Source organism: Heliorestis acidaminivorans, assembly GCF_008933955.1.
GTDB classification, from domain to species: Bacteria; Bacillota; Desulfitobacteriia; order Heliobacteriales; family Heliobacteriaceae; genus Heliorestis; species Heliorestis acidaminivorans.
Map to the genome: position 1 here is coordinate 23,658 of NZ_WBXO01000006.1, position 22,544 is coordinate 46,201.

General features: G+C 41.5%; 24 protein-coding genes and 1 other annotated feature. All 24 genes read right to left on the minus strand.

Annotated elements, in window-relative coordinates:
* Positions 1-59 precede the first annotated feature (59 nt).
* The 24 genes from glyQ to hemW all read right to left on the minus strand — a co-directional run bounded on the left by glyQ (position 60) and on the right by hemW (position 22,535).
* A complete protein-coding gene (gene glyQ / locus F9B85_RS08890; protein WP_151620059.1) occupies positions 60-956 on the minus strand; it encodes a glycine--tRNA ligase subunit alpha in 897 nt (298 codons plus the stop codon).
* A 130-nt stretch (positions 957-1,086) separates the two neighbouring features.
* Positions 1,087-1,309 (minus strand) — a binding site (T-box leader).
* A 48-nt stretch (positions 1,310-1,357) separates the two neighbouring features.
* Positions 1,358-1,795: a DUF4342 domain-containing protein gene (locus tag F9B85_RS08895; RefSeq protein ID WP_151620061.1), complete on the minus strand. Its 438-nt coding sequence runs from the start codon at positions 1,793-1,795 to the stop codon at positions 1,358-1,360.
* Positions 1,752-2,606, minus strand: a complete 855-nt coding sequence (recO, locus tag F9B85_RS08900) for a DNA repair protein RecO (protein WP_151620063.1) — start codon at positions 2,604-2,606, stop codon at positions 1,752-1,754. The genes F9B85_RS08895 and recO overlap by 44 nt, the downstream gene beginning before the upstream one ends.
* A gap of 51 nt (positions 2,607-2,657) precedes the next feature.
* The gene (gene deoC, locus F9B85_RS08905) at positions 2,658-3,326 is read right to left on the minus strand and encodes a deoxyribose-phosphate aldolase (RefSeq protein WP_151620065.1); all 669 of its coding nucleotides are present in this window, start codon (positions 3,324-3,326) and stop codon (positions 2,658-2,660) included.
* 35 nt (positions 3,327-3,361) lie between these two features.
* Positions 3,362-4,288, minus strand: coding sequence for a GTPase Era (era, locus tag F9B85_RS08910; protein ID WP_243138139.1), 927 nt, complete (start codon positions 4,286-4,288; stop codon positions 3,362-3,364).
* A 91-nt stretch (positions 4,289-4,379) separates the two neighbouring features.
* Positions 4,380-4,850: a cytidine deaminase gene (cdd, locus tag F9B85_RS08915; protein WP_207707089.1), complete on the minus strand. Its 471-nt coding sequence runs from the start codon at positions 4,848-4,850 to the stop codon at positions 4,380-4,382.
* A 12-nt stretch (positions 4,851-4,862) separates the two neighbouring features.
* A complete protein-coding gene (locus tag F9B85_RS08920) occupies positions 4,863-5,228 on the minus strand; it encodes a diacylglycerol kinase (RefSeq protein WP_151620070.1) in 366 nt (121 codons plus the stop codon).
* Positions 5,218-5,709 (minus strand): rRNA maturation RNase YbeY, encoded by a 492-nt coding sequence (gene ybeY, locus F9B85_RS08925; protein WP_151620072.1) that lies wholly within the window; start codon positions 5,707-5,709, stop codon positions 5,218-5,220. The genes F9B85_RS08920 and ybeY overlap by 11 nt, the downstream gene beginning before the upstream one ends.
* A gap of 14 nt (positions 5,710-5,723) precedes the next feature.
* Positions 5,724-7,934: an HD family phosphohydrolase gene (locus tag F9B85_RS08930; protein ID WP_151620074.1), complete on the minus strand. Its 2,211-nt coding sequence runs from the start codon at positions 7,932-7,934 to the stop codon at positions 5,724-5,726.
* 14 nt (positions 7,935-7,948) lie between these two features.
* Positions 7,949-8,929 (minus strand): PhoH family protein, encoded by a 981-nt coding sequence (locus F9B85_RS08935; RefSeq protein ID WP_243138129.1) that lies wholly within the window; start codon positions 8,927-8,929, stop codon positions 7,949-7,951.
* Between the two features lie 51 nt (positions 8,930-8,980).
* Complete coding sequence (gene yqfD / locus F9B85_RS08940; RefSeq protein WP_151620076.1) at positions 8,981-10,219, minus strand: sporulation protein YqfD; 1,239 nt, start codon at positions 10,217-10,219, stop codon at positions 8,981-8,983.
* A gap of 16 nt (positions 10,220-10,235) precedes the next feature.
* Positions 10,236-10,520: a sporulation protein YqfC gene (yqfC, locus tag F9B85_RS08945; RefSeq protein ID WP_151620078.1), complete on the minus strand. Its 285-nt coding sequence runs from the start codon at positions 10,518-10,520 to the stop codon at positions 10,236-10,238.
* A gap of 136 nt (positions 10,521-10,656) precedes the next feature.
* Positions 10,657-11,106: a GatB/YqeY domain-containing protein gene (locus F9B85_RS08950; RefSeq protein WP_151620080.1), complete on the minus strand. Its 450-nt coding sequence runs from the start codon at positions 11,104-11,106 to the stop codon at positions 10,657-10,659.
* A 43-nt stretch (positions 11,107-11,149) separates the two neighbouring features.
* Positions 11,150-11,326 carry a 30S ribosomal protein S21 gene (rpsU, locus tag F9B85_RS08955; RefSeq protein WP_151620082.1) on the minus strand — a complete coding sequence of 59 codons (177 nt, stop codon included), beginning with the start codon at positions 11,324-11,326 and terminating at the stop codon, positions 11,150-11,152.
* A 161-nt stretch (positions 11,327-11,487) separates the two neighbouring features.
* Positions 11,488-11,832, minus strand: a complete 345-nt coding sequence (locus F9B85_RS08960; RefSeq protein ID WP_151620084.1) for a histidine triad nucleotide-binding protein — start codon at positions 11,830-11,832, stop codon at positions 11,488-11,490.
* A 22-nt stretch (positions 11,833-11,854) separates the two neighbouring features.
* Entirely contained in the window at positions 11,855-13,177 is a 1,323-nt protein-coding gene (gene mtaB / locus F9B85_RS08965) for a tRNA (N(6)-L-threonylcarbamoyladenosine(37)-C(2))-methylthiotransferase MtaB (protein ID WP_151620086.1), read from the minus strand.
* A complete protein-coding gene (locus tag F9B85_RS08970) occupies positions 13,174-13,923 on the minus strand; it encodes a 16S rRNA (uracil(1498)-N(3))-methyltransferase (RefSeq protein WP_170270360.1) in 750 nt (249 codons plus the stop codon). The genes mtaB and F9B85_RS08970 overlap by 4 nt, the downstream gene beginning before the upstream one ends.
* 2 nt (positions 13,924-13,925) lie before the next feature.
* Complete coding sequence (prmA, locus tag F9B85_RS08975) at positions 13,926-14,861, minus strand: 50S ribosomal protein L11 methyltransferase (RefSeq protein WP_151620090.1); 936 nt, start codon at positions 14,859-14,861, stop codon at positions 13,926-13,928.
* Between the two features lie 35 nt (positions 14,862-14,896).
* Positions 14,897-16,018, minus strand: a complete 1,122-nt coding sequence (dnaJ, locus tag F9B85_RS08980) for a molecular chaperone DnaJ (RefSeq protein ID WP_151620092.1) — start codon at positions 16,016-16,018, stop codon at positions 14,897-14,899.
* Between the two features lie 69 nt (positions 16,019-16,087).
* Complete coding sequence (dnaK, locus tag F9B85_RS08985) at positions 16,088-17,926, minus strand: molecular chaperone DnaK (protein WP_151620094.1); 1,839 nt, start codon at positions 17,924-17,926, stop codon at positions 16,088-16,090.
* Positions 17,927-17,966: 40 nt separating this feature from the next.
* A complete protein-coding gene (gene grpE, locus F9B85_RS08990; protein WP_151620096.1) occupies positions 17,967-18,608 on the minus strand; it encodes a nucleotide exchange factor GrpE in 642 nt (213 codons plus the stop codon).
* Complete coding sequence (locus F9B85_RS08995; RefSeq protein ID WP_151620098.1) at positions 18,605-20,167, minus strand: TCP-1/cpn60 chaperonin family protein; 1,563 nt, start codon at positions 20,165-20,167, stop codon at positions 18,605-18,607. The genes grpE and F9B85_RS08995 overlap by 4 nt, the downstream gene beginning before the upstream one ends.
* A gap of 80 nt (positions 20,168-20,247) precedes the next feature.
* A complete protein-coding gene (gene hrcA / locus F9B85_RS09000) occupies positions 20,248-21,279 on the minus strand; it encodes a heat-inducible transcriptional repressor HrcA (protein ID WP_151620100.1) in 1,032 nt (343 codons plus the stop codon).
* A 95-nt stretch (positions 21,280-21,374) separates the two neighbouring features.
* Complete coding sequence (gene hemW / locus F9B85_RS09005; protein ID WP_151620102.1) at positions 21,375-22,535, minus strand: radical SAM family heme chaperone HemW; 1,161 nt, start codon at positions 22,533-22,535, stop codon at positions 21,375-21,377.
* Positions 22,536-22,544: the final 9 nt, after the last annotated feature.

Genomic DNA, 22,544 nt, shown 5'->3' on the forward strand with positions numbered 1-22,544 from the left:
CAAACGATATTGCTAATCTGAAACAGACACAGCAGATTTTGTCAATAAGTGCAATAATCCTATAAGTTTAAGGCACTGCGCAATTTTTCATCTTTTAGTAAGGGATAGCCTAGTTTTTCTCGTTGCTTTACATAGGCTGTAGCGCAAGCTCTTGCTAAGTTGCGTACTCTTGCAATATATCCAGTTCGCTCGGTAACAGAAATAGCTCCTCGAGCATCTAAGAGGTTAAAGGTATGAGAACATTTCAATACATAGTCATAGGCTGGTTGAACTAATCCTTTTTCGATTACTTGCAAGGCTTCTTTTTCATATAGATCGAAGAAGGTAAAGAGTGCATTCGTATCTGCTACTTCAAAGTTGTAATGAGAGTAGTCTACTTCCCCCTGGTGATGCACGTCTCCATAAGTGATGCCATCAACCCATTCAATATCGTAAACTGAATCTTTTTGTTGAATAAACATAGCGATTCTTTCTAAACCATAAGTAATTTCAGCACATACGGGCTTGCAATCAATACCGCCACACTGTTGGAAATAGGTAAACTGTGTAATCTCCATACCGTCTAGCCATACTTCCCAGCCCAATCCCCAGGCACCTAATGTGGGTGATTCCCAGTTATCTTCTACAAAGCGAATATCATGCTTTAGAGGATCAATCCCGAGGCGTCGTAAACTTTCTAGATATAATTCTAATACATCGTCAGGAGAAGGTTTTAAGATCACTTGATACTGATAGTAATGTTGCAAGCGGTTGGGGTTTTCTCCGTAGCGACCATCAGTAGGTCTACGAGAAGGCTCTACGTAAGCTACATTCCATGGTTCTGGTCCTAAAGCCCGTAAAAATGTAGCTGGATTCATCGTTCCAGCGCCTTTTTCTACATCATAGGGCTGTTGGATAATACAGCCTTTTTCACCCCAAAACTGATTAAGTGTTAAAATAATTTGCTGAAAGTTCATACCTTTCACTCCTTAGCTTTATCTTTTCTTACCTAAACCTGATTTCTTCACAACAAACTTCTTTAATGAACCTACTTGATAAACCTGCTTGTTCAGAAAAAAACAAAAACCTCCCGTCTCTGGCTTCTTCGCCAGGGACGAGAGGTTGATCTCCCGCGGTTCCACCCTGATTGACTGAGCATGTACACAGTCCGCTTTCAAAAGTGTAATGGGGCTTTACTAACAGAGTACGCTCTGTGTTCTTCCCCAAGCTCCAGAACGCCTTCACAATGGCCTTACCATGCCGGCCTTTCACCCTACCCCGGCTCGCTGTAATGGTGGTCCCCGTTACTACTTTCCTTCATTGCCTAGCTATACCATTTTCTCTACTCAAGATTATCAGGTTCGACAAAAAGTGTCAATCATCGAATATCTCGATCTTCCCTATCTATATTAATCCAGTCTACTGAACCATCTTTTCGTTCGACTTCTAACTTACAGCCTGTAGCAACAGCTGTAATGGTGCCCAGAGCGGCTAATAAAGCTAGTTGTGTACTTAATAAAGCGCCTGCAACGCCTAAAACACCAATGGTAATAGGAATCTTAACTAGAATTTTGTCATCTTTGACAAGGCGTACACTTCTTACGTTTCCTTCTTGGATTAGCTCTTTTAACTGCTTCCACCATTTTTGACTTTGAAAGCGCCAATTACCTTCCTGCTCTGAGCGGTTTTCTAGGTAGACAAGTGCTTCTACTACATCACCATTACAATAATCTAAGGCTTCTAGTGCCTCTTTATAGGAAACACCCATGCGACTACGGATTAGATCGATTTTTTCTAAAGTTGTGTATTGATCCATGAGACGTCTTGCCCTCCTTGTTGTGACCTTCTTCTGCTACTTCAATGGCTTCTAAAACAGACCAAGAGCGCATTCTGCCTTCATAGCGACATTTTATTGTCTCTTGCAAGAGCTCTCTAGCTTGCTTTGCAGTCTTTATTCCTGCTTTTAGTTTGCCAATTTGACGAGGATCCATGTTGCGTAAATATCGTAATAAGGCTACTGTGTTTGGTGCTATGATGATTTCACTATCACGATCAACTTTGCCTCTTTCATAGTTACTGCAACAGTTTCCAATAAAACCACCTCTTAAGGGTGCGTAGAGATAAGGTTGAGTAAGTCTTGCTAGATCCTCCATCAAGGGATTACCGCAAATTACACAAGCAGAAAAAGCAGGTCCATACCCGAGTTGATCTAGAAAACGTAGTTCAAACAATCGAGTTACCATTGCTATATCATAGACTGTCAATAAGTGCCAGAAGGTTAGTAAGAGTGGATAAAGATCAGAGCCACCTTGTTCTAAGGTAAACTTATCTACCAGCTCGGCCATATAAGAGGCATGGGCAAAGCGATCGGGATCGATCTGTAAAGCATAGAAGGCTTCTATCGCTTCTGCTTGTGTTACTGTGTGTAGGTTTTTTCCTTCATGAACCATTAAATGACTATGACTAAAGAGCTGAATACCAGCTTTTAAGCGACTTGTTGGTTTTCGAACACCTTTGGCAATGGCACTAATTTTCCCTTTTTCTAAGGTGAGTAAAGTGAGAAGACGATCGGCCTCTCCATAACTACGGCTTCGAATGACTAATCCTTGAACTCGTAGTAAGGCCATAAAGCATCTCCCCCCAGCCTTAGCATAATAATGTGTTCTTAATCCTATACCTTAGGTCGCTTTTATTTGCTCTATGATCTTTAGAGATGCACTCGTACCTAACCGATCAGCGCCTGCTTGGATCATTGCTAGAGCTTCTTGGGCTGAACGAATACCGCCTGATGCTTTTACTTTTGCTTTTCCTGCTACAGTCTTTTTCATCAAAGCAACATCTTCTAAGGTTGCGCCGGCAGGACCAAAACCCGTAGATGTCTTGACATAGTCAGCACCTGCTTGGACAGCTCTACGACAAGCTTCTTCTATCTCTTCGGGCTTTAATAAGGCTGTTTCTAGTATTACTTTTACAATAATGTCCGAATAAGACCTTGCTTCTTCTACAACAGCACTTATATCATCCTGAACAGCATCCCAATTACCAGCCTTTGCTAATCCTAAGTTCATAACCATATCCAACTCTTGTGCGCCTTTCTGAAGCATTTCTCTTGCTTCAGAAGCTTTCAAAGCTGGTAGAGTAGCACCTAAAGGAAAAGCAATTACTGTTGCAACTTTAACGGGACTCCCAGCTAAAAGCTGTGCAGACTTTTCAACCCATAAGGGATTTACACAAACAGAGGCAAAGGAATATTGAACAGCCTCTAGACAGAGCTTGCTGATCTCTTTTTCCTGAGCCTCCGCTTTTAACAAGGTATGATCGATTCTAACGGCCAGATCTTGAATCACTGAAGCATTCTCCACAATTAGAGTCCTTTCTTCACTTACTCGAATTTCTCATCATAGCCAAAAGAGCGAAGCACGTCGGGCCTACTACGCCAATCTTCTTTTACTTTGACCCAGAGCTCAAGATATATTGAAGTACCTAGCAGTTTCTCAATCTCTATACGTGCTTCCATACCTATTTGTTTTAGCATGGAACCACCTTTACCTATGAGCATTCCTTTTTGTGATTTACGTTCTGTAAAAATAGTACCATGCACGACGAGAGGACCTTTCTGCCGTTCCTGCAAGTGTTCTATGACCACCGCTACGGAATGAGGTATTTCTTCGCGCATAGCTATTAAAACTTTTTCACGAATTAATTCAGCCATCAGTAGTTTTTCTGGCTGATCAGTGATGGCATCAGCAGGATAGTACAAAGGTCCTCTTGGCAGAATTTGAAATATTAATTCTTTTAAGCGATCAAGGTTGTTATTCTTAATCGCCGAGATAGGGATTACTTCCTTCCAATCAACTAAAGTGCTGTATTGGGCAATCCTTTGTAACCCTTCTTCACGTCCAATGGCGTCCATCTTATTAACAACTAGAAAAATAGGTGTTTTTAAACCTTTTAACAAGTTGCTAATATATTCTTCGCCGCCACCAGGTTCCATGGTTACATCAACTACATAAAAAATAAGATCTACTTCACTAAGAGTCTTGCGGGCTGTTGTAACCATGATTTCACCAAGTTTATGCTTGGGCTTATGAATACCTGGCGTATCTAAGAAAACAGCTTGTCCCTCTTGGCTATGCAGAACGCCTACTATACGATTCCTAGTCGTCTGTGGCTTATCTGACATAATGGCAACTTTTTGACCAATTAGTTGGTTCATTAAAGTTGATTTGCCTACATTAGGTCGCCCAATAATAGCAATAAAACCGGATCTGAAGTCTTCATTTTTTTCTACAACAGTTTGCTCTACCAAAGTCTTCGTTGCTTCGCTTGCATGAGGCTTTTTTTTCTTTTCTTCTTTAGGTCGAACAAAACGTTTTACAAATTTATACTTTTCCGTCAAGTCAGTCACTTTTCTCCTTTTTTTCATTTGAATCTAGCAGAGCAAAAGCTTGTGGAAATAATACGGTAAGATCCATCCATACTCTCTCGCCATCATCGTTAACATAAAGAACAGGTAGTTCTTTGGCAAATTCCGTTAACACTTGACGACAAGCACCACAAGGTGTTACTGCTTCTTTTCTTACCGTTGTTAGCACAAGCAATTGAAAACTTTTACAGCCTTCAGCTACAGCTCTAAATAAAGCTGTTCGCTCTGCACAATTAGTTAAACCAAAAGAGCTATTCTCAACGTTACAGCCACCATAAAGCTGGCCATTGTCTCCTGCCAAAACAGCTCCAACAGGGAAGTGAGAATAAGGCACATAAGCTCTATCTCGCATCAGTCGAGCCAAGGTAATGGAATCTTCTATCAGCTTTTCATCAATCTGCAGTTGCCGAGCAATTTTATCAATTCGTTCCTCATGATAGCTCATAATCCATTCCCCTTATCGCCAAAGCACTAAAATCTTAGGAGCAAAAACAACAATTCCTGCAATTAAAGCCTGAAGAGCTAGCAAGAGGACAGCTCCAGCCGCCGCATCTTTAGCCAGAGCTGCCAGAGGGTGATAGTCCTCTCCACAACGATCTACAACGGCCTCTACAGCACTGTTGAACATTTCTGCTGAAAGTACAAGAAAAGTAGAAAGAATAATCCAAGCCAGTTCCCAACCCTCTAAAGAATAATAAAGAGTCATCATTAAAACGGCAACGGTAACAACGAGATGGATCTTCATATTCCGCTCTTGCTGTGCAACTACCCAGAGACCACGTCCAGCATAATAAAAAGCCTGTAAAATCTTCTTAGCCTTCATCCCTGCTCAAACCATGGGCGTTCAATACTTTTTCCTCTAAGACTCTCATTTCTTCTTTCTCTTCTTCTGTTTCATGATCATAGCCTAGCAGATGAAACATACCGTGTACGAATAAAAAGCCTAACTCTCTTTCCAGAGTATGTCCATACTCCTCTGCTTGCTCTTTCGCTCGATCTAAGGAAATCACAATATCTCCTAAAATCTGACCTTCTGTAGGATCATCAAAGTCTAGCTCTTCATCACTTTGCTCTTCCATAGCAAAAGAGAGCACATCAGTAGCTTTATCGATATTGCGATAAGACTTATTTAGTTCTTTTATCTTATGATCATTTGTTAATAACAAACTGATCTCTACATCATCCACAGGATATTCTACTTCTTCCAAGCAAGCAAAAGCAAGTTGCTCTAAGAGAAGTTGCCAGCTTTCTTCCTTTTCCTCTTCTAGTTCTTCAGCTAATTCGTTAACTATAAATAGTTCCATCTAGATCTTCCTTCCTATTCCTTAGACACAGAATCGGGATATTCAATACGAGTGTGATATATACCATTTAATACACGACAGAAAGACTGGGCTACTAGATCTAAATCTTTAAAAGTTAAGTCTGATTCTTCCAATTGACCATCATTCAATTTATCCTTGATCAGTTTGCGTACCAATCCCTCAATTTTACCAGAAGTAGGTTGTGGCAATGCTCGCACTGCCGCTTCCACAGTGTCTGCTAATAAAACAAGAGCAGCTTCCTTCGTTTGTGGCTTAGGACCTTCATAGCGAAAATCTTGCTCCTGTATTGATTCTGTCCGATCAGATTCTACAGCACGATGATAGAAAAAAGATACAAGTGTATCACCATGATGTTGTTCCACAATATCAACGACTGTAGATGGTAATCCTGCTTCACGACAGAGATCTACGCCATCTTTGACATGGGAAGTTATAATTAATGTGCTTAAAGACGGTGCTATCTTATCATGCGGATTTTGCCCTTGATTCTGATTCTCTATAAAGAAAGGTGGGCGCTTGATTTTGCCGATATCATGATAATAAGCACCAGCACGAACTAATAGAGGATCAGCACCAATAGCTTCTGCCGCCGCTTCACCTAAATTACCTACAAGTAAACTGTGATGATAAGTCCCCGGTGCTTCCATTAAAAGTTTACGTAGTAATTTGTGATTAGGGTTAGCCAACTCTAAAAGTTTTACTGATGTAGTGATCTTAAAAGCCGATTCCAAATAAGGTAAGGAACCAATCATAAATACTGAAGATAATATGCCGCTAACTAAGCCCGCAGGGATACCATAAGCCGCTACAACTGCAAAATTACTATTCGTACTTAATCCTAAAGCGAGAATAGCTATTGAATTTACTATAGCAACGTTAATCCCAGCTCTTGCAAAATCCATTCTTTCACTGAAGCGAGAAACACTATAAATCCCCACCAGCGAGCCTAGAAAAGCAACTATAGCATGAGTTATTGAGTAGTCGGTCATAAGACCAATGAACAAACTCGTTACAATGGACGCAAAAATTGCAATACGTCCATCTAACAAGAGGGCTAATAACATAGGCCCTGTTGCAGCTGGTATTACGTAAAGCAATTGAGACATCACATCAGGCTGTTCATGAAGTTGAACGGAGGCTATGGCTTTAGCTGTAATTAAAGACAAGGTAATCATTAATCCCAGCAACCAGAGCATGCGCTCATCTTTGAGTAGATCGCGTCGATAAGATCGTAGAAAATAAACTAGTAAAGCCATATTCAACGAGACTAATAAAGCCATACCAGCTGATTGAAGCCAAATATCGCCTGTTCTTAATAAGCCAAACTGCGATAATATTTCAATATGTTCTTCTGTCACTACATCTCCTGCACGCAAAATCATTTGATCTTGACGAACAGGGAAAGTTACGGGAGCTACAGTCTGTCGCACTTCATTATGCAATCTCTTTGTTGCTTCTACATCTAAAAAAGCATTCGGTCTTAGAAAAAGAGGTACCGTACCACTTAATATATCTTTTATCTCCGTAGATAAGTTAGCATTTTCAATGCGCTCTTGAACAAGATTATTAGCCTCTTCCATGTTATAAGGCAAAACTCTACCAGCCGCACGGTTTGGAGGCATTCCTTCTGACAGACGGTTTAGTTCTTCCGTCAGTCCTGGCATGCTGAGCATTTCTGCAATTAAGTTTTCTGTTTCGATTTGAGTGAAAGCTAGTAACTCTGGTGAAATTGCTAGTAATTTCAGCAATATATTCTCTGGCACCGCTATTTGCAATTGTGCTTTGAGTCTATCCATTCGCTCGCCAGGAGTCTCGTCATTTAGAACAGCGCCTTCTCCTAAGCCATCTTGCTCTGTTTGACGCCAATTAATCAGAGTGGTAAAAAATTGATCGATATCGCTTTTTACCCGTACCACTATATTAGGATCATGAGTGTAGACAGGTGGCGTGGCTCGTACTTTTTGTTCCCGAGCAATTGAAGTCTTTTCTTCATCGATAATATCTCTTGATGCTGGTGCCTTAATATCTTTTGCGCTTACTTGTCCCACTTCGAGAGTCTCTAAATCCGAAAGGTAGTCAAAAGACATTATGGCCGTAATGGCCATAATAAAGAGAAGCCCCATGGTGATGCGACGGGTTAGGGGATACTGCCACGCTTTAGCGATCGCAATTTTTAACAGGGTACCTATCCGGCGTAAGCCCACCGTTGTCACCTCATTTACTTGCCCTGTACCCCACTCTGCTTCTCAAACTCTTCATAAGCCCGGATTATGCGACCGACCAGTGGATTCCGCACCACATCACCAGCGGTAAAGGAATGAAAGCCCACTCCTTCAATTCCTTGTAAAATCTTCTGAACTACAATAAGGCCGGAGTTAGATCCTCGTGGTAAATCAACTTGAGTAATATCACCTGTTATAAGAGCTTTTGAGCCGAAGCCTATACGAGTGAGGAACATCTTCATCTGTTCTGGTGTCGTATTCTGAGCCTCATCAAGAATAATAAAAGAATCATCTAAGGTTCTACCGCGCATATAGGCTAATGGAGCAATTTCGATAACTCCACGTTCCATAAACTTTTCTGCTGTTTCCATACCAATTGTATCAAATAACCCATCATAAAGGGGACGAAGGTAAGGATCGATTTTCTCTTGCAAATCGCCTGGTAAGAAGCCTAATTTTTCTCCAGCTTCTACAGCAGGCCGCGTTAGAATTATACGATTCACTTCTTTGTTCTTCAAAGCCAGAACGGCCATAACTACGGCCAGGTAAGTCTTGCCTGTCCCTGCTGGGCCGATTCCAAAGACGATTTGGTTTTTTTGGATTGTCTCTAAGTATTTTTTTTGGCTAATCGTCTTCGCTTTAATCTGCTTGCCGCGAACTGTGGTAAACATCACATCGCCAAGGGTAGCCGCGATCAAAGGTTGTTTCCCCTTTTGTAATAATGACCATGCATATTCAACTTCAGATTGACCAACTCTTTGCCCATCTCGTACCATCGCTTGAAGTTGTTCAAAAAGATGAGCTATCCACTCAACATCTTCTTGGTTTCCTGTGAGAATCAACTCGTTGCCTCTAGCAACTATCCTAGTTTCACTCAGTCTCTCAATCAAACGTAGGTTTTCATCACGATGGCCAAATAACTGAGCCGCTTCCCAGTTGTTTTCTAAGCTAATTCTAATTTCATGGCACGATGCCAACAGTATGACCCAACCTCCTAAATGATTACGCCTTACGTAAAAGAAAAAATCTTAGGGATTCGCTCCTTCGAAAGTTTGTGACGTAGCAATGTTTTCGAGCGTTTCTATGGTGATTTTTACTTTGACCAAGTTCGGTTCTGCAGGCTGTGGGCTAACCACTTCTCGCAAAATTCGAGCACTTGGGGTAAGATTTTCTTTTACTTCTCGTTGAAAGCGGTCTTGTGCAGATACAATAGCTTCTTCGACAGAGCGCTCCTGACGATAAGGCCGTAATTCATAGAATTCCTTCTCTACTAGTTCGACGGGAATTTGAAGATTCCTCCAAAGCAGGGGGGTTCTTATATAAACCTCTTCTTTTGACACTTCATAAGGACTTTCTGAAGGTCCTTTTATGATGGTTTCCTGATTTCTCCATTTTATGCGCCATTGACTGGTTACTTCACCCGTAGGTATAGCGCCTTCTAGATGAATTGGTTCTTCTATTATTTTTTCATACCATACTTGAGCCCATACTTCTCCTTTGGCTTGTACTTTTTCTAAGATAGCGAGGTCTTGAGGCTTGTCCTCTTCTTTCTGGGAAGGATCGTCAAGTTTTTCAGGTGCATAGATCAAGCCGGAAATAAGTAGATCTCCTTTTTGTACTTTATCTCCTTCTTTTACTTTACCTTCTCCAACTAGGACTAGTATACGCTGAATTATACCTTCTTTGGCAGCTACAATATGTTGAACACCTGCAACTGGTGGGGTTTGAGGCATTACCTTCTCTTCAACTTCAATTACGATTCGAGTTCCTTTAGCATAAACACCGACCCATTCAAGACCAGGGACATTGTTCATAATGGCTCTTTCTGATTCTCGTAAGTCAATAGTAGGTTTCCAGCGACCTACATGAAGTCCCTGACTTTGGGCCACTTCTAGAATGATTTGCTTGTCCACTTTTTCGTTGCCTACAACGTCTACATCCCAAATGAAAGTTGATAATATGTATAAAGTAAAAATAAAGAGTAGTGCACCAATATATATGGATCTCCTATTTTTAACAACTGTCATAGCGAAGGGAAAGCCAGAGCGTTCTTCAATGCGAACTTTACTCCTTGTCTTGCGAGCCACGTGCCGCAAAGAGCGAAAGCCATCTAGGCGTACTTTAGCACTCATGCGGTCGGGCCCTTCTCGACGCAAGTCAAAGAGGGGTACGCCTCTGTTTGCCGATAGGTTAATAAATTTCTCTAAATGTTTACCTTCAATACGAATGCGTAAAAAGCCAAGCCAAAAAGACCACCATTTTCTCATCTTTCACCACCCCCTTTTACAGATCAAAGATGACTTCTTTGATTCGACCTTCCACAACCAACTCTTCAGGCAAAATAGTTTTCAAGATTAGTTGTTGCCCCCGAATCTCAACTTGTCCGCCTGTAACTAGAATCCTCATTTTTTCTTCCGAGTACTCTACAATGCCACGATGATTTTCTAGTACGAGCTGAACGTTGCCAATCATAGTTAACTTGGGGTAATCCATTAGCACGTCCTTAGGCATCTCTAGAAAGCCCGATAGTGCTTTTTGTAAGCGTTCTTTTCCTTTTTCCCAAGCCAAGGCTGTGGCCTCCTTTTTTCCTTTCCCCTTGTCCCATTGGTATGCTAGATAGAAAGAAAAGATGACCTTGCCTGAAAATGTTAAAAACCCCGAAGGTTAAACCTTCGGGGTTTTATCAAGCAGTAAGACAGCTTTATCAGTTGAGAATTTCCTTAACAATCTGGTTCACGATTTTACCATCGGCTCGTCCTTTGACTTTGGGCATTAAGGTGCTCATTAATTTACCCATGTCTCTGGGACCTTGTGCACCCGTCACCGTTACAGCCTCATGAACCAGAGAGCGGATTTCAGCTTCTGAAAGCTGTTGGGGAAGATAAGCGGTTAGGAGGGCGATCTCCTCATTCAACTTGGCTACCACTTCAGAGCGACCTGCTTTTTCATATTCATGGATAGAATCTCTACGCTGTTTGACTTCCTTGGACAGTACATCCATGACTTCCTCGTCTGTCAATTCACGTCTTTTGTCGATTTCTAACTTTTGTATGGCAGATCGAGCCATGCGGATAACAGAAAGTCTGAACTTGCCAGCTTCCTTTTCCTTCATAGCCGCTTTCATGTCCTCGGATAACTGTTGCTTAAGGGACATCGGAAACACTACCTCACTTATTCTTAAAGTCTATTAGATAAAACTAGGTAGACTTCCGTTTCCGGGCTGCCTCTGATTTTTTCTTACGCTTAATACTTGGTTTCAGATAGTGCTCGCGTTTACGATATTCGGAGAGAACGCCTGCCTTCTGGCAAGAACGCTTAAATCTACGTAAGGCGCTATCTAAGGTCTCATTCTTTCCAACTCTAATTTCGCTCATTCCGCTTTCCCTCCCCCCACTGGTATCTATGATGGTAGGTCCAGGCTACTCATGGTGCGGTGAACGGAGTGTGAGCTTCTTCTAAAGTACACACATTCTAAATTATACTTCCAGTGAGCAGGAGCGTCAACTGAAACCTATTAATAATTTGCAATTCTTTTTTAACCGGGAGGCCATTCCATTGATCTACCTGCTAATAGATGCATATGAAGATGAAAAACAGTTTGTCCACCATCTGTGCCTGTATTGACTACAAGCCTAAAGCCTTTTTCCGTTAAGCCCTGTTCTTGTGCTATTTTTCTAGCTACTACAAATAGTCTACCTAAGGTTTTCTCATCTTCTTCTGCACTATGAGCAACAGATTGAATGTGTTGGCGCGGAATAATTAAGATGTGAACAGGTGCAACAGGGTTGATGTCATTAAAGGCAACAACCTCTTCGTCTTCATAAATTAATGGCGTAGGAATGGTTCTGTTCACAATTTTACAGAAGATACAATCTTCCATTACTCTCACCTCCCTTGCCGACTTAAGAAACTATAACTTTACCTTCTATAGCACCATCGCTTCGCAGAGCTTGCAGTTTAACTTTCTGCAATGATCCTCGTAACTTCTCTTCTTCCATGAAGTTGTCAGGAATAGAAAGATAAACTTTCAAGTAGTTATCGGTGTGGCCAATCCAAAAAGAAGCGGCTTTCTCTTCTAATAGTACTTCTCTAGTCGATCCAATAAATTTCTCGCTATATTGCATTGTAAGGTTGCGAGAAATCTCACCGATGCGTTGAACTCGCTCTTCTTTAACTTTTTTGGCAATTTGGTCAGGAAAATTTATTGCTTTGGTGCCTTTTCGAGGTGAGAAGGGAAAAACGTGAATCCCTGCTAAAGGCAAGGTACGACATAATTGTTCTGTCTCTTGAAAGTCTACTTCTGACTCTCCTGGAAAACCTACAATAAGGTCCGTCGTTATCGATACATTTGGTAGGATTACCATTATCTTCGTGAATATATCAACAAAATCCTGCCTATTGTATCGTCTTCCCATACTTTTTAGGATTTTATCAGATCCAGATTGCAAAGGAATATGAAAATGGGGGCAAAGCACCTTCTCTGTCATAGCTTCTAACAAAGAAGGTGTAAATTCTTGAGGTTCAATTGAACCGATACGTAGTCTTTGTAAACCATCTAGGCGACATAGTGCTTTGACTAACTCACCTAGATCAGCATCAATATCTGTGCCGTAAGCACCTAAATGAATACCTGTTATTACAATCTCTTGAAAGCCTTCTTGAATAAGACGTTTGGCTTCTTCTAGTACTTTTACAGGTGACAAGCTTCTTACTGGTCCACGAGCATAAGGAATGATGCAGTAGGTACAGAAAAGATTACATCCATCCTGAATTTTCATGGTTGCACGAGCTCGTGATATTTCTGCATGGGCAGAAAATTCTTCAAAAACCGTCACAGTTTTAATATCTTCAATAGCACTGACTTGAGACCCTGCTTCTCGATGGGCTTCGACAAGATCAACTATTTTTTTACGTTGATCTGTGCCAACAATAACGTCTACCCCTTCGATAGATTGTACTTCTTCAGGTGACACTTGGGCATAGCATCCTGTTACAACTACCACAGCCTGGGGATTCATTCTGTGAGCTCTGCGAATAATTTGTCTTGACTTGCGATCACTGAGATGGGTTACTGTACATGTATTGATGACATAAACATCGGCAGGTTCATCAAAAGAAACAATTTGATAATTACGTCTTTTGAATAGCCCTGATAAGGCATCTGTTTCACCTTGATTTACTTTACAGCCTAGTGTGTAAAAGGCGACTGTGGACTGCTCTATCATCCCCAATCCCCCAGTTCATAGTTCAATAGCGCTAGGGCAGCTACTGCTGCTGTTTCTGTGCGCAGAATTCTTGGTCCTAAACGTACAGAATGAGCAGCACCTTTTTGCAGAGCTACTGTCACTTCTGTTTCTGTTATACCGCCTTCAGGACCGATCAGAAGAGCAATTTGAGAAGGTCTGTTAGTAGCTAATTGTTCTACTACTTCCTTCAATCCTTTGCTTTTTTCTTCTTCCCAGGGAATGATTAAGAGCTGTTTATTCCATGACTTATCATACCAATGTAGTAGCTTCTGAGGGATCTCTATATGGGGAACAATAGTACGCCAACTTTGTTTAGCAGCTTCACGAGCAATTTTTTGCCATCGACCTTGTCGTTCTCTAGCCTTTTTCTCATCTAGATGAACAACCGTCCTCTCTGTAAAAACAGGTGTGATACGGTGCACACCTAGTTCAGTGGCTTTTTGGATAATCCAATCCATTTTTTCGCCTTTGGCAATACCCTGAACTAACTCTATTTCAATAGGAGCTTCTCTCATAAATCCTGTAGGAACTAACTGAGACAATATAACTTTTGAGGAGCTCTTCTCTACTATGGTTGCCTTGAATTCCTGTCCTTGCCCATCAAAAGCTATTACTTCATCACTTACATTAAGACGAAGCACTTTGATAAGGTGGCGACTTTCTTCTTCATCGAGATAGATTAGATCATTTTTGCGTTCGTCGGGGTGAAATAGAAAACGATGCATTTTTATTCTCTCCGTGCTACAATGGCCGCCCATTCACCATGACTGATCAGTTCTTCTACAATAAAATTATGGTCTGTCAGCTTTTCCACAACTTCGTCAAGACGATGTTGAATAATTCCTGAAGTGATAAGAAGTTTACCACTCCGAAGAATTTGTTGAGCCTGGGGGAGGAAGCGGATAATTATATCAGCTACTATATTGGCAACGATAATGTCAGGACTTTCTTCTTCAACACCTTGGAGAAGATCTTTTTCTTCTACCTTAACAATCGAATCAAGCTCATTCATAGCAACATTTTCTCTAGCAACATTTACAGCAATAGGATCATTATCGAAGGCCTTTACGGATGAAGCCCCTAATAAAGCTGCTGTAATAGCTAGCACACCAGACCCTGTGCCTACGTCCATAACTAGCTCATCTGTATTCAGGTAGTCTTCTAAAGCGCGAATGCACATGACCGTTGTAGGATGGTTTCCAGTTCCAAAGGCCATTCCAGGGTCGATGGAAATAACCAGTTCGTCATCTTTAGCTTCATAATCTTCCCAAGATGGGCGGATGACTATCCTCTGGCCGACTTTTTCGGGCTTAAAAAAAGCTTTCCAAGCATTTGCCCAGTCTTCTTCTAAAAGGTCGTTAAAGGTAACAGTGTGTCCAGACCATCCTTCTGTATTTTCTCTAGCTAGTAACTCATGCTGTAGAAGGTTTAGACGCTCGTCAAGGCGAGAGTCTACAGGTAAGTACGCTTTTAACCGAACCATGCCTGGAGGAACGTCTGGTATTTCCACATCGTAATGGTCCCAACTGTTGCTGGCAATGTAATCAGCAATCAGTTGAGGATCTTCAACGACCATGCCTATAGCGCCTACTGATTCGAAGATGTCCGATAAGGCGTCCATGTTGGCCTGCCAGGTCGTAATGGATAGTTCTCGCCATTTCAAAGTTGCCACACCCTTCCCATAGTTGACAGGATCGGTTACATAAAGGCGTCTTTCACTTTTTCAAAGAAAGACTTTTCTTTATCTGAACTCATATTATCTTTGTTCAATGTACTCCCAAAGTTCCGCAACAGTTCTTTTTGTTTTTCTGTCAGATTGGTAGGTATAGACACTTTTATTTGAATTTTTTGATCTCCTCGACCTGTACCACGCAAGCGCTTTAAGCCTTTTCCACGAACACGAATAATAGCTCCATTTTGTGTTCCTTCTGGAACTTTGATGATTACTTTGCCATCTAGCGTTGGAACTTCTACTTCATCACCTAGTGACGCTTGCACAACATTAATGGGAACTTGGCAAATGACATCATCTTGCTCGCGATCAAAGAAAGGATGAGGCTCTACTTCAATGAACACGTAAAGGTCACCAGGTGGGCCACCATTCGTGCCTGCTTCGCCTTCTTGTTGAACACGAATTCGGTTACCTGTATCAACGCCACCAGGTACGTTTACTTTAATTCTTCTATATTTACGAACTTTACCTTGTCCCGAACAATGTTTGCAAGGGCTATTTATAATTTTGCCTTCCCCATGGCATGTAGAACAAGCGCTTACTGTTTGTACTTGACCAAGAATGGTCTTTTTTATTGTAGCCATACGCCCTGTTCCCTTACAAGTGGGGCAAGTTGTTGCTTTTGTGCCTGGTTCAGCGCCGCTTCCATCACATACATCACATGATTCCATGCGCGCAATTTCAACTTCTTTTTCTAGACCAAAAGCAGCTTCTTCAAAAGAAATGCGTAAGTTGAAGCGAAGGTCAGCACCTCTTTGTGGGCCTCGACGTTGGTTTCCTCCGAAACCTCCACCGAAGAACATATCAAAGATGTCGCCAAAGCCGCCCATATCAGGTCCCATGTTGCCATAGTCATAGCCGCCGCCTGGTCCCATATGACCAAACTGATCGTATTTAGCACGCTTCTCCGGATTAGAGAGAACCTCGTAGGCTTCATTAATCTCTTTGATTTTTACTTCTGCTTCTTCTTTATTAGGATGTACATCAGGATGATACTGCTTTAATAGCTTACGATATGCTTTTTTGATTTCTTGTTCTGAGGCATCCTTTCCAATACCAAGGACCTCATAGTAATCGCGCTTGCTCATCTTGCCCCTCCCTCCAATAAAAGCGTTGACAGGGAGGCCCTTGTAGTGCCTCCCCGATCATGCTAAACCTTACGATTCCTTCTTTTTGTCCTCATCAACAACAGTATACTCTGCGTCAACCACGTTAGGATCTTGTGGTTCTGGTTCTGCTTCTGTTTGTTGTTGACCTGCAGGTCCAGTTTGCTGATACATTTTGGTAGTGAGCTCGTAGAGTACTACTGTCAAAGCTTCTGTCTTGTTCTTAATGTCTTCAGAGTCTTCACCAGTTAAGGCTTCTTTCAGTTCTTCTTTAGCTTTATTTACTTTTTCTACTTCTGTTGCCTCTGCCTTTTCTCCAAGTTCACTAATTGTTTTTTCGGTCTGATAGACTAAAGAGTCAGCGCGGTTACGAATCTCTACTTGTTCTTGTAGCTTACGATCTTCTTCTGCATGAAGTTCCGCATCCTTGACCATCTGATCAATTTCATCTTTGCCTAAGCCTGTAGATGCAGTAATCGTAATCTTCTGTTCGTTGCCTGAGGCCATGTCTTTCGCACTGACGTTAACAATACCATTTACGTCAATATCAAACTTAACTTCTACTTGAGGAATACCGCGAGGCGCTGGTGGAATTCCGGTCAAGTGAAAACGACCTAGCGTTTTGTTTTGAGCTGCAAATTTTCTTTCCCCTTGTAGGACGTGAACTTCTACAGAAGTTTGATTGTCTGCCGCTGTGGTGAATATTTCGCTTTTGGAGGAAGGAATGCGTGTATTTCTTTCAATAAGTACGGTACAAACACCACCAAGTGTTTCGATACCTAAGGATAGAGGCGCTACATCAGCTAAAATAATACCTTTTACTTCACCGCCAATGACACCGCCTTGAATGGCCGCGCCCATGGCTACAACTTCATCGGGGTTGATGCCTTGGAAAGCATCTTTGCCAAATTGCTTGCGAATAGCTTCTTTGACAGCAGGTATTCTAGTTGAACCACCTACAAGAATAATTTTGTCAATTTTGTTAGGCTCTAGGTTAGCATCAGAGAGAGCTTGACGGGTTGGAATCATCGTTTTTTCTACTAGATCAGCCGTTAATTCGTCAAACTTAGCTCTTGTTAAAGTCATTTCCAAGTGTTCTGCACCACTAGCTGTGGCTGTAATAAAGGGAAGATTAATATTTGCAGAAAGAACTGTTGAAAGTTCTTTTTTGGCATTTTCGGCCGCTTCTTTGAGGCGCTGTACTGCCATTTTATCTTTAGTTAAGTCAATGCCTTTTTCCTTCTGGAATTCTTTAACCATCCAATCAATGATGCGATCGTCAAAGTCATCTCCACCTAGCTTGTTGTTGCCAGAGGTGGATTTTACTTCGAATACGCCTTCTCCAAGCTCTAAGATGGATACGTCGAAAGTACCGCCACCTAAGTCATAGACAAGAATAGTTTGATCTTCTTCTTTGTCGATACCATAGGCGAGAGCGGCCGCTGTAGGTTCGTTAATAATGCGCATTACTTCTAAGCCAGCAATTTTACCTGCATCTTTTGTTGCTTGACGTTGTGAGTCTGTAAAATAAGCAGGAACAGTAATGACGGCTTTAGTAACTGTTTCACCTAGATAAGCTTCAGCATCTGCTTTTAACTTTTGCAAAATCATCGCAGAAATTTGTTGAGGTGTGTAATTCTTATCACCAATCGTTACTTTGTAGTCTGTACCCATATGTCTTTTGATAGAGGCAATAGTTCCATCAGGATTTGTGATGGCCTGACGTTTTGCGACTTGACCTACAAGACGTTCGCCATTTTTGGCAAATCCAACTACAGATGGAGTTGTACGTGCACCTTCTTTGTTGGCGATAACAACAGATTCGCCGCCTTCCATAACAGCCACGCAAGAGTTAGTTGTACCTAAATCAATTCCAATAATCTTACTCATTATCCATGAAACCTCCGTATTTTTTAGGTAAATTAAGTATTTATCCTTGAGCTACCTTTACCATAGCAGGACGTATGACTTTATTTTTCAGAAGATATCCTTTTTGGAGCTCATCCATAACCACACCGTCAGAGAATTCTTCTGTTGAAGGACCGTACATGACTGCTTCGTGGTAATTAGGATCAAAAGGTTGGCCAACAGCATTCATTAGCTCTAAGCCTTCTTTGGTTAATTGGTCCATGAGTTGCCGATAAATCATCTCAATACCGGACAATAAATTGCTGTTTATTTCCCCATCCATAGCTTGTAAGGCTCGTTGAAAATTATCTAATACAGGTAGTAAGTTAGTCACTAAGCCTTCGGTAGCATAAGAAGATAATTCTTCTTTTTCTTTAGCTGTTCTACGCTTGAAATTATCAAAATCAGCTCGCAAGCGATTGTAGCGTTGTTCCCATTCTTGAATTTCTTTTTGGCTTTCCTCTAATTCAGCTTTTGTCTTGGCTACTTCTTCTAAAAAAGCAGTCAAACGCTTGGCCGCTTCTTCAGATCCTCCATCTTGTTCTTCATGCTGTGCCTCTTGACCTCTATCTTCTTCCATCGTTGCTTCAAAGCTTTCGGTTTCAGAAATAGCGTCTAGTACTTCTTGCTTATCTGATTGTTCTACATTTTTTTCTTGGCTCACCAATTGCCCTCCCCTGCTTCTCCTTTTCGATCTTCACGCTTTTTGATAATTGTATCAATGCGTAAAATCGCTTCTGCCACTTCTCCAGCAGCTTTCAAGGCATGAACCTTTACTAGGACTGGATCGATAACACCTATTTCCCACATATCCGTTACTTCGCCATTGTCGCAATTGATGGAAAGACTATCACTGTTGTTCTCCATTTGTGCGGCAATGACGTCACCTAGTTTTTCTAAAGGATTAAAACCTGCATTAGACACAATCTGCGAAAAAGGTCTCTTCAGTGCAGATACTACACAATCTAGACCATAAGCAGACATTCCTCGCATTTCTCGTCTTAGTTCTTCTACTTGTCTCGCTACACTGAGCTCTATAGCGCCACCACCAGGAACAAGACCAGCTTTAACGGCCGCTTGCACTGCCGAAGCAGAGTCTTTAGCAATTCTTTCTCTTTCACCAACTACTTCTTCCGTAGCGGCTCCAACTAGAACGGTAGCAACAGGCTTCCCTTTGCCCATTAAAAGTCGAATCTGTTCTAACTTCTCATCGACAATTACTTTTCCGCAGACGCCTAAATAGCGCTTTAGATCGGCTGGGTCTTTTTTCAGTCCTGTTCTTTTAATCGCTCGAGCACCGGTGTGTTCGGCTACTTTCTTTAACTCTTTGTTAGATACTCTTTGTACGACTAAAATGCCGGCGTCACCAAGCATTTCTTCGGCAATAGCTTCTACACCTCGATCGACTAACACAACCTGAACTTTAAGCTCTATAATCTTACGGATATTCTCAATGAATTCTTGTTGTGTTTGGCGATACCAGGCAAATCCTGCTTCTGTGCTTAAAGCTTCTTCACCTAACTCTTCAGGTTCTAAAGCATCATCGACAATCAATATAGCAGTTTCGTCAAGCTTCCGAGGCATATCTTCGTTCATCGGTAATTTATTGACAATAACACCAGAGAAAACTTGATTTTCCGCGTTTTCTTGCGCTTTTACGGCGTCAGAAAGCTTGAAATTATGTTCTTTTAGTTTCTCTTCTCCAATTAATCTTGCCGCTTCGATGATAAGCTCAGCAATATCAAGATGCTCTCGACCAGCTACTAGGGCTACTTTTTCTAACATAGGATCATGTAGACTCTCTATGGGACGAGCACTTTGATAAAACAAATCAATAGCGTTTTTTACGCCACCTTTGAGTCCTTCAATTACCCTAGATACAGGTACGCCTTTGCTAACTTGGTTGACACCTTCTGCTACTAGACTACCGGCTAAGACTGTTGCTGTAGTAGTACCATCACCAATCTCATCTTGCTGTGCTCTTGCCGTCTTAATTAACATGCGAGCGGCCGGATGATTTACTTCCATCATTTGCAGAATAGTTACACCGTCGTTAGTAATAACTACATCGCCAAACTTATCTACTAACATAGTGTCTAGACCTTTAGGGCCTAAAGTACCTTCTACAGCCGATGTAATAGCACGAATAGCATTTGAATTAGTGATTAAGGCTGTCAAACGTTCATCTACATCTGCATTGTTACTTACTTGCTTAACACTCAAAGAAACTTCCTCCAAGATCGACAACGCTTGATTGGCAGGCAAATAGGGACTTTTTGCAAAGCCCCTATTTTTTAAAGCAATCAGCGCCGAAAATATTTTCTCAATACAAGCGACAATTGATCTGTTAGGGTTTCAACAGCCGCCATAGCTTTTGAGTACTCCATTCTTGTAGGACCAATCAATCCAATGACACCTAGGGTTTCGCCATCTACCTGATAAGTTGCTGTAATCATGCTACAATTGCGAAAGCCTTGGTGATCGTTTTCTAGACCTATCTTTACATTGATTCCATGCTTTGAAGTCTCATTCAGAATATGGCGTACCGTATTCTGTTCTTGTAGTATACCCAAAAGTGTTTGGATTTTTTCTACATCCTTGAACTCTGGTTGCTTAAAAATGTTGAGTGTACCACTTAGATAGACCCTTTCTTGCCCTTCAGCTTTCAATGCTTCATCAATGACCTCGAGAGCCTGGCTCAGTACTTGCTCTTCTTTTTTTAATTTTTCGGCAAGCTCTCTAAAGAGAGCCATGCGTACTTTATCAAGGGATAAACCCATTAGACTGCGATTAATAAAGCGAGCTACTTTCTTCAAATCAGTTGCTGATAAGAATTCTGGTATGTCAAGAATCTTACTTTCAACAATTCCCGCTGATGTAATGACTACCGCAACAGCTTTGTTAGGTTGTATGGGAATCAACTGCATTTGTCGAAAAGTTGTTTTGCCCACCTCTGGGCTAAGTACAACAGCTGTGTAATTGGTCATCTGCGACAACAAGTCTGTTGCCTGTTGCATGAGCATATTCACTTCTAAGTGATCATGTAGCGACTCTCTAACTACAATTAGTTCTGAATCGTTAAGCTGTTCGCGCTCCATCAAACAATCGACGAAGTAACGATAGCCACCATCCGATGGTATCCTACCTGCTGAAGTATAAGGCTGTTCAATAAAGCCCAGTTCTTCTAAGTCGGACATCTCATTACGAATCGTCGCAGGGCTTACACCGAGATTATACTTACGAGCTATTGTTCGGGAGCCAACTGGTTCAGCTGTGGAAACATAGTCACGGATGATGGCAGATAATACTTTTTGTTTTCTTTCATCCATCTGCATTCCCAACAACCTCCCGTTGTTAGCACTCTTAGATAATGAGTGCTAACGTTCTTTAGATAAAAAATACCATTGTAAAAAAGTCTTGTCAATACCACTTAAAGCAGATAGCGCTTCATAACCTCATTTGATAACAGGTAGCTAGCAGGGCGTAAAGTAATGCGATGATCTTTATAATCAAGCCAGCCTTGTAAGGAGAATTCTCTAGAAATCTTCTTCCAAAAAGCCATAATGTCTGCAGGTACTTCGTATTCTCGTTCTAACTGCTGTAAATCAACACCTTCTTGATGACGAAGTCCGAGAAAGAGAACTTCTTCAGCGCCTTCTATTGGGCTAAGCTGTTCTTCTTCTGCTTTGGGAACTTGGAAGCCTTTCTGTAGAGCTTCCATATATGCTCTACTGTCTTTAATCCAAGTCCAGCGATGCAAGCCTTTCATAGACACAGCGCCACTTCCAAAGCCAAGGTAATCGCCTCGTCTCCAATAGTTTATATTATGGCGACATTCGAAGCCAGGTAAAGCAAAGTTAGAAAGTTCGTACTGTTGAAAGCCCTTTTCTTGCAGTAATGCTACAGCTTTTTCGTACATAGCAACTTCTTCATCCTCAGAGAGAAGGTTAAAGGAACCTTGAGATAACTTCTGAGCCAAAACTGTATGATCTTCTATTTTCAAGTTATACAGAGAAAGATGCTTTGGTTTCAATTGCAAAGCCTTTTCTAAGGTAAAAAGCCAATCCTCCAAAGTCTGACCAGGTATTCCATAGATGAAATCAAAAGAAATATTAGTAAGTCCACTGTGTCTTGCTGACTGAACAACTTTATCTACATCTTCAGGAGTATGGTTGCGTCCTAGAAAGTCTAGGTTCGATTGTTGAAAAGCTTGTACACCCATAGAGAGACGATTACAACCCTGCTCCACCCACTGATACATTTCTGCATCCGTTAAAGTACCGGGGTTAGCTTCTATCGTTACTTCAAAATTTTGAGGTATTTCAAAGTAGGTGCGTAAAAGCGCCATTATCTGTCTTAAAAACAGTGGTGACATCAGAGATGGCGTCCCTCCACCTAGAAATAACGTAGCAGGTGGACCAGTCTTATCAAAACTTGATTGACTAAAAAACTCCCTCATGTGCATTAAAATTGCTTGTCCATACTGTTCTCTCACCGTTGCTGTGGAAAGATGTGAGTAAAAGTCACAGTAATAACACTTACTCTGACAAAAAGGAATATGCACATAGAGACCCCAATCTGTTTTCATCATGAACAGACC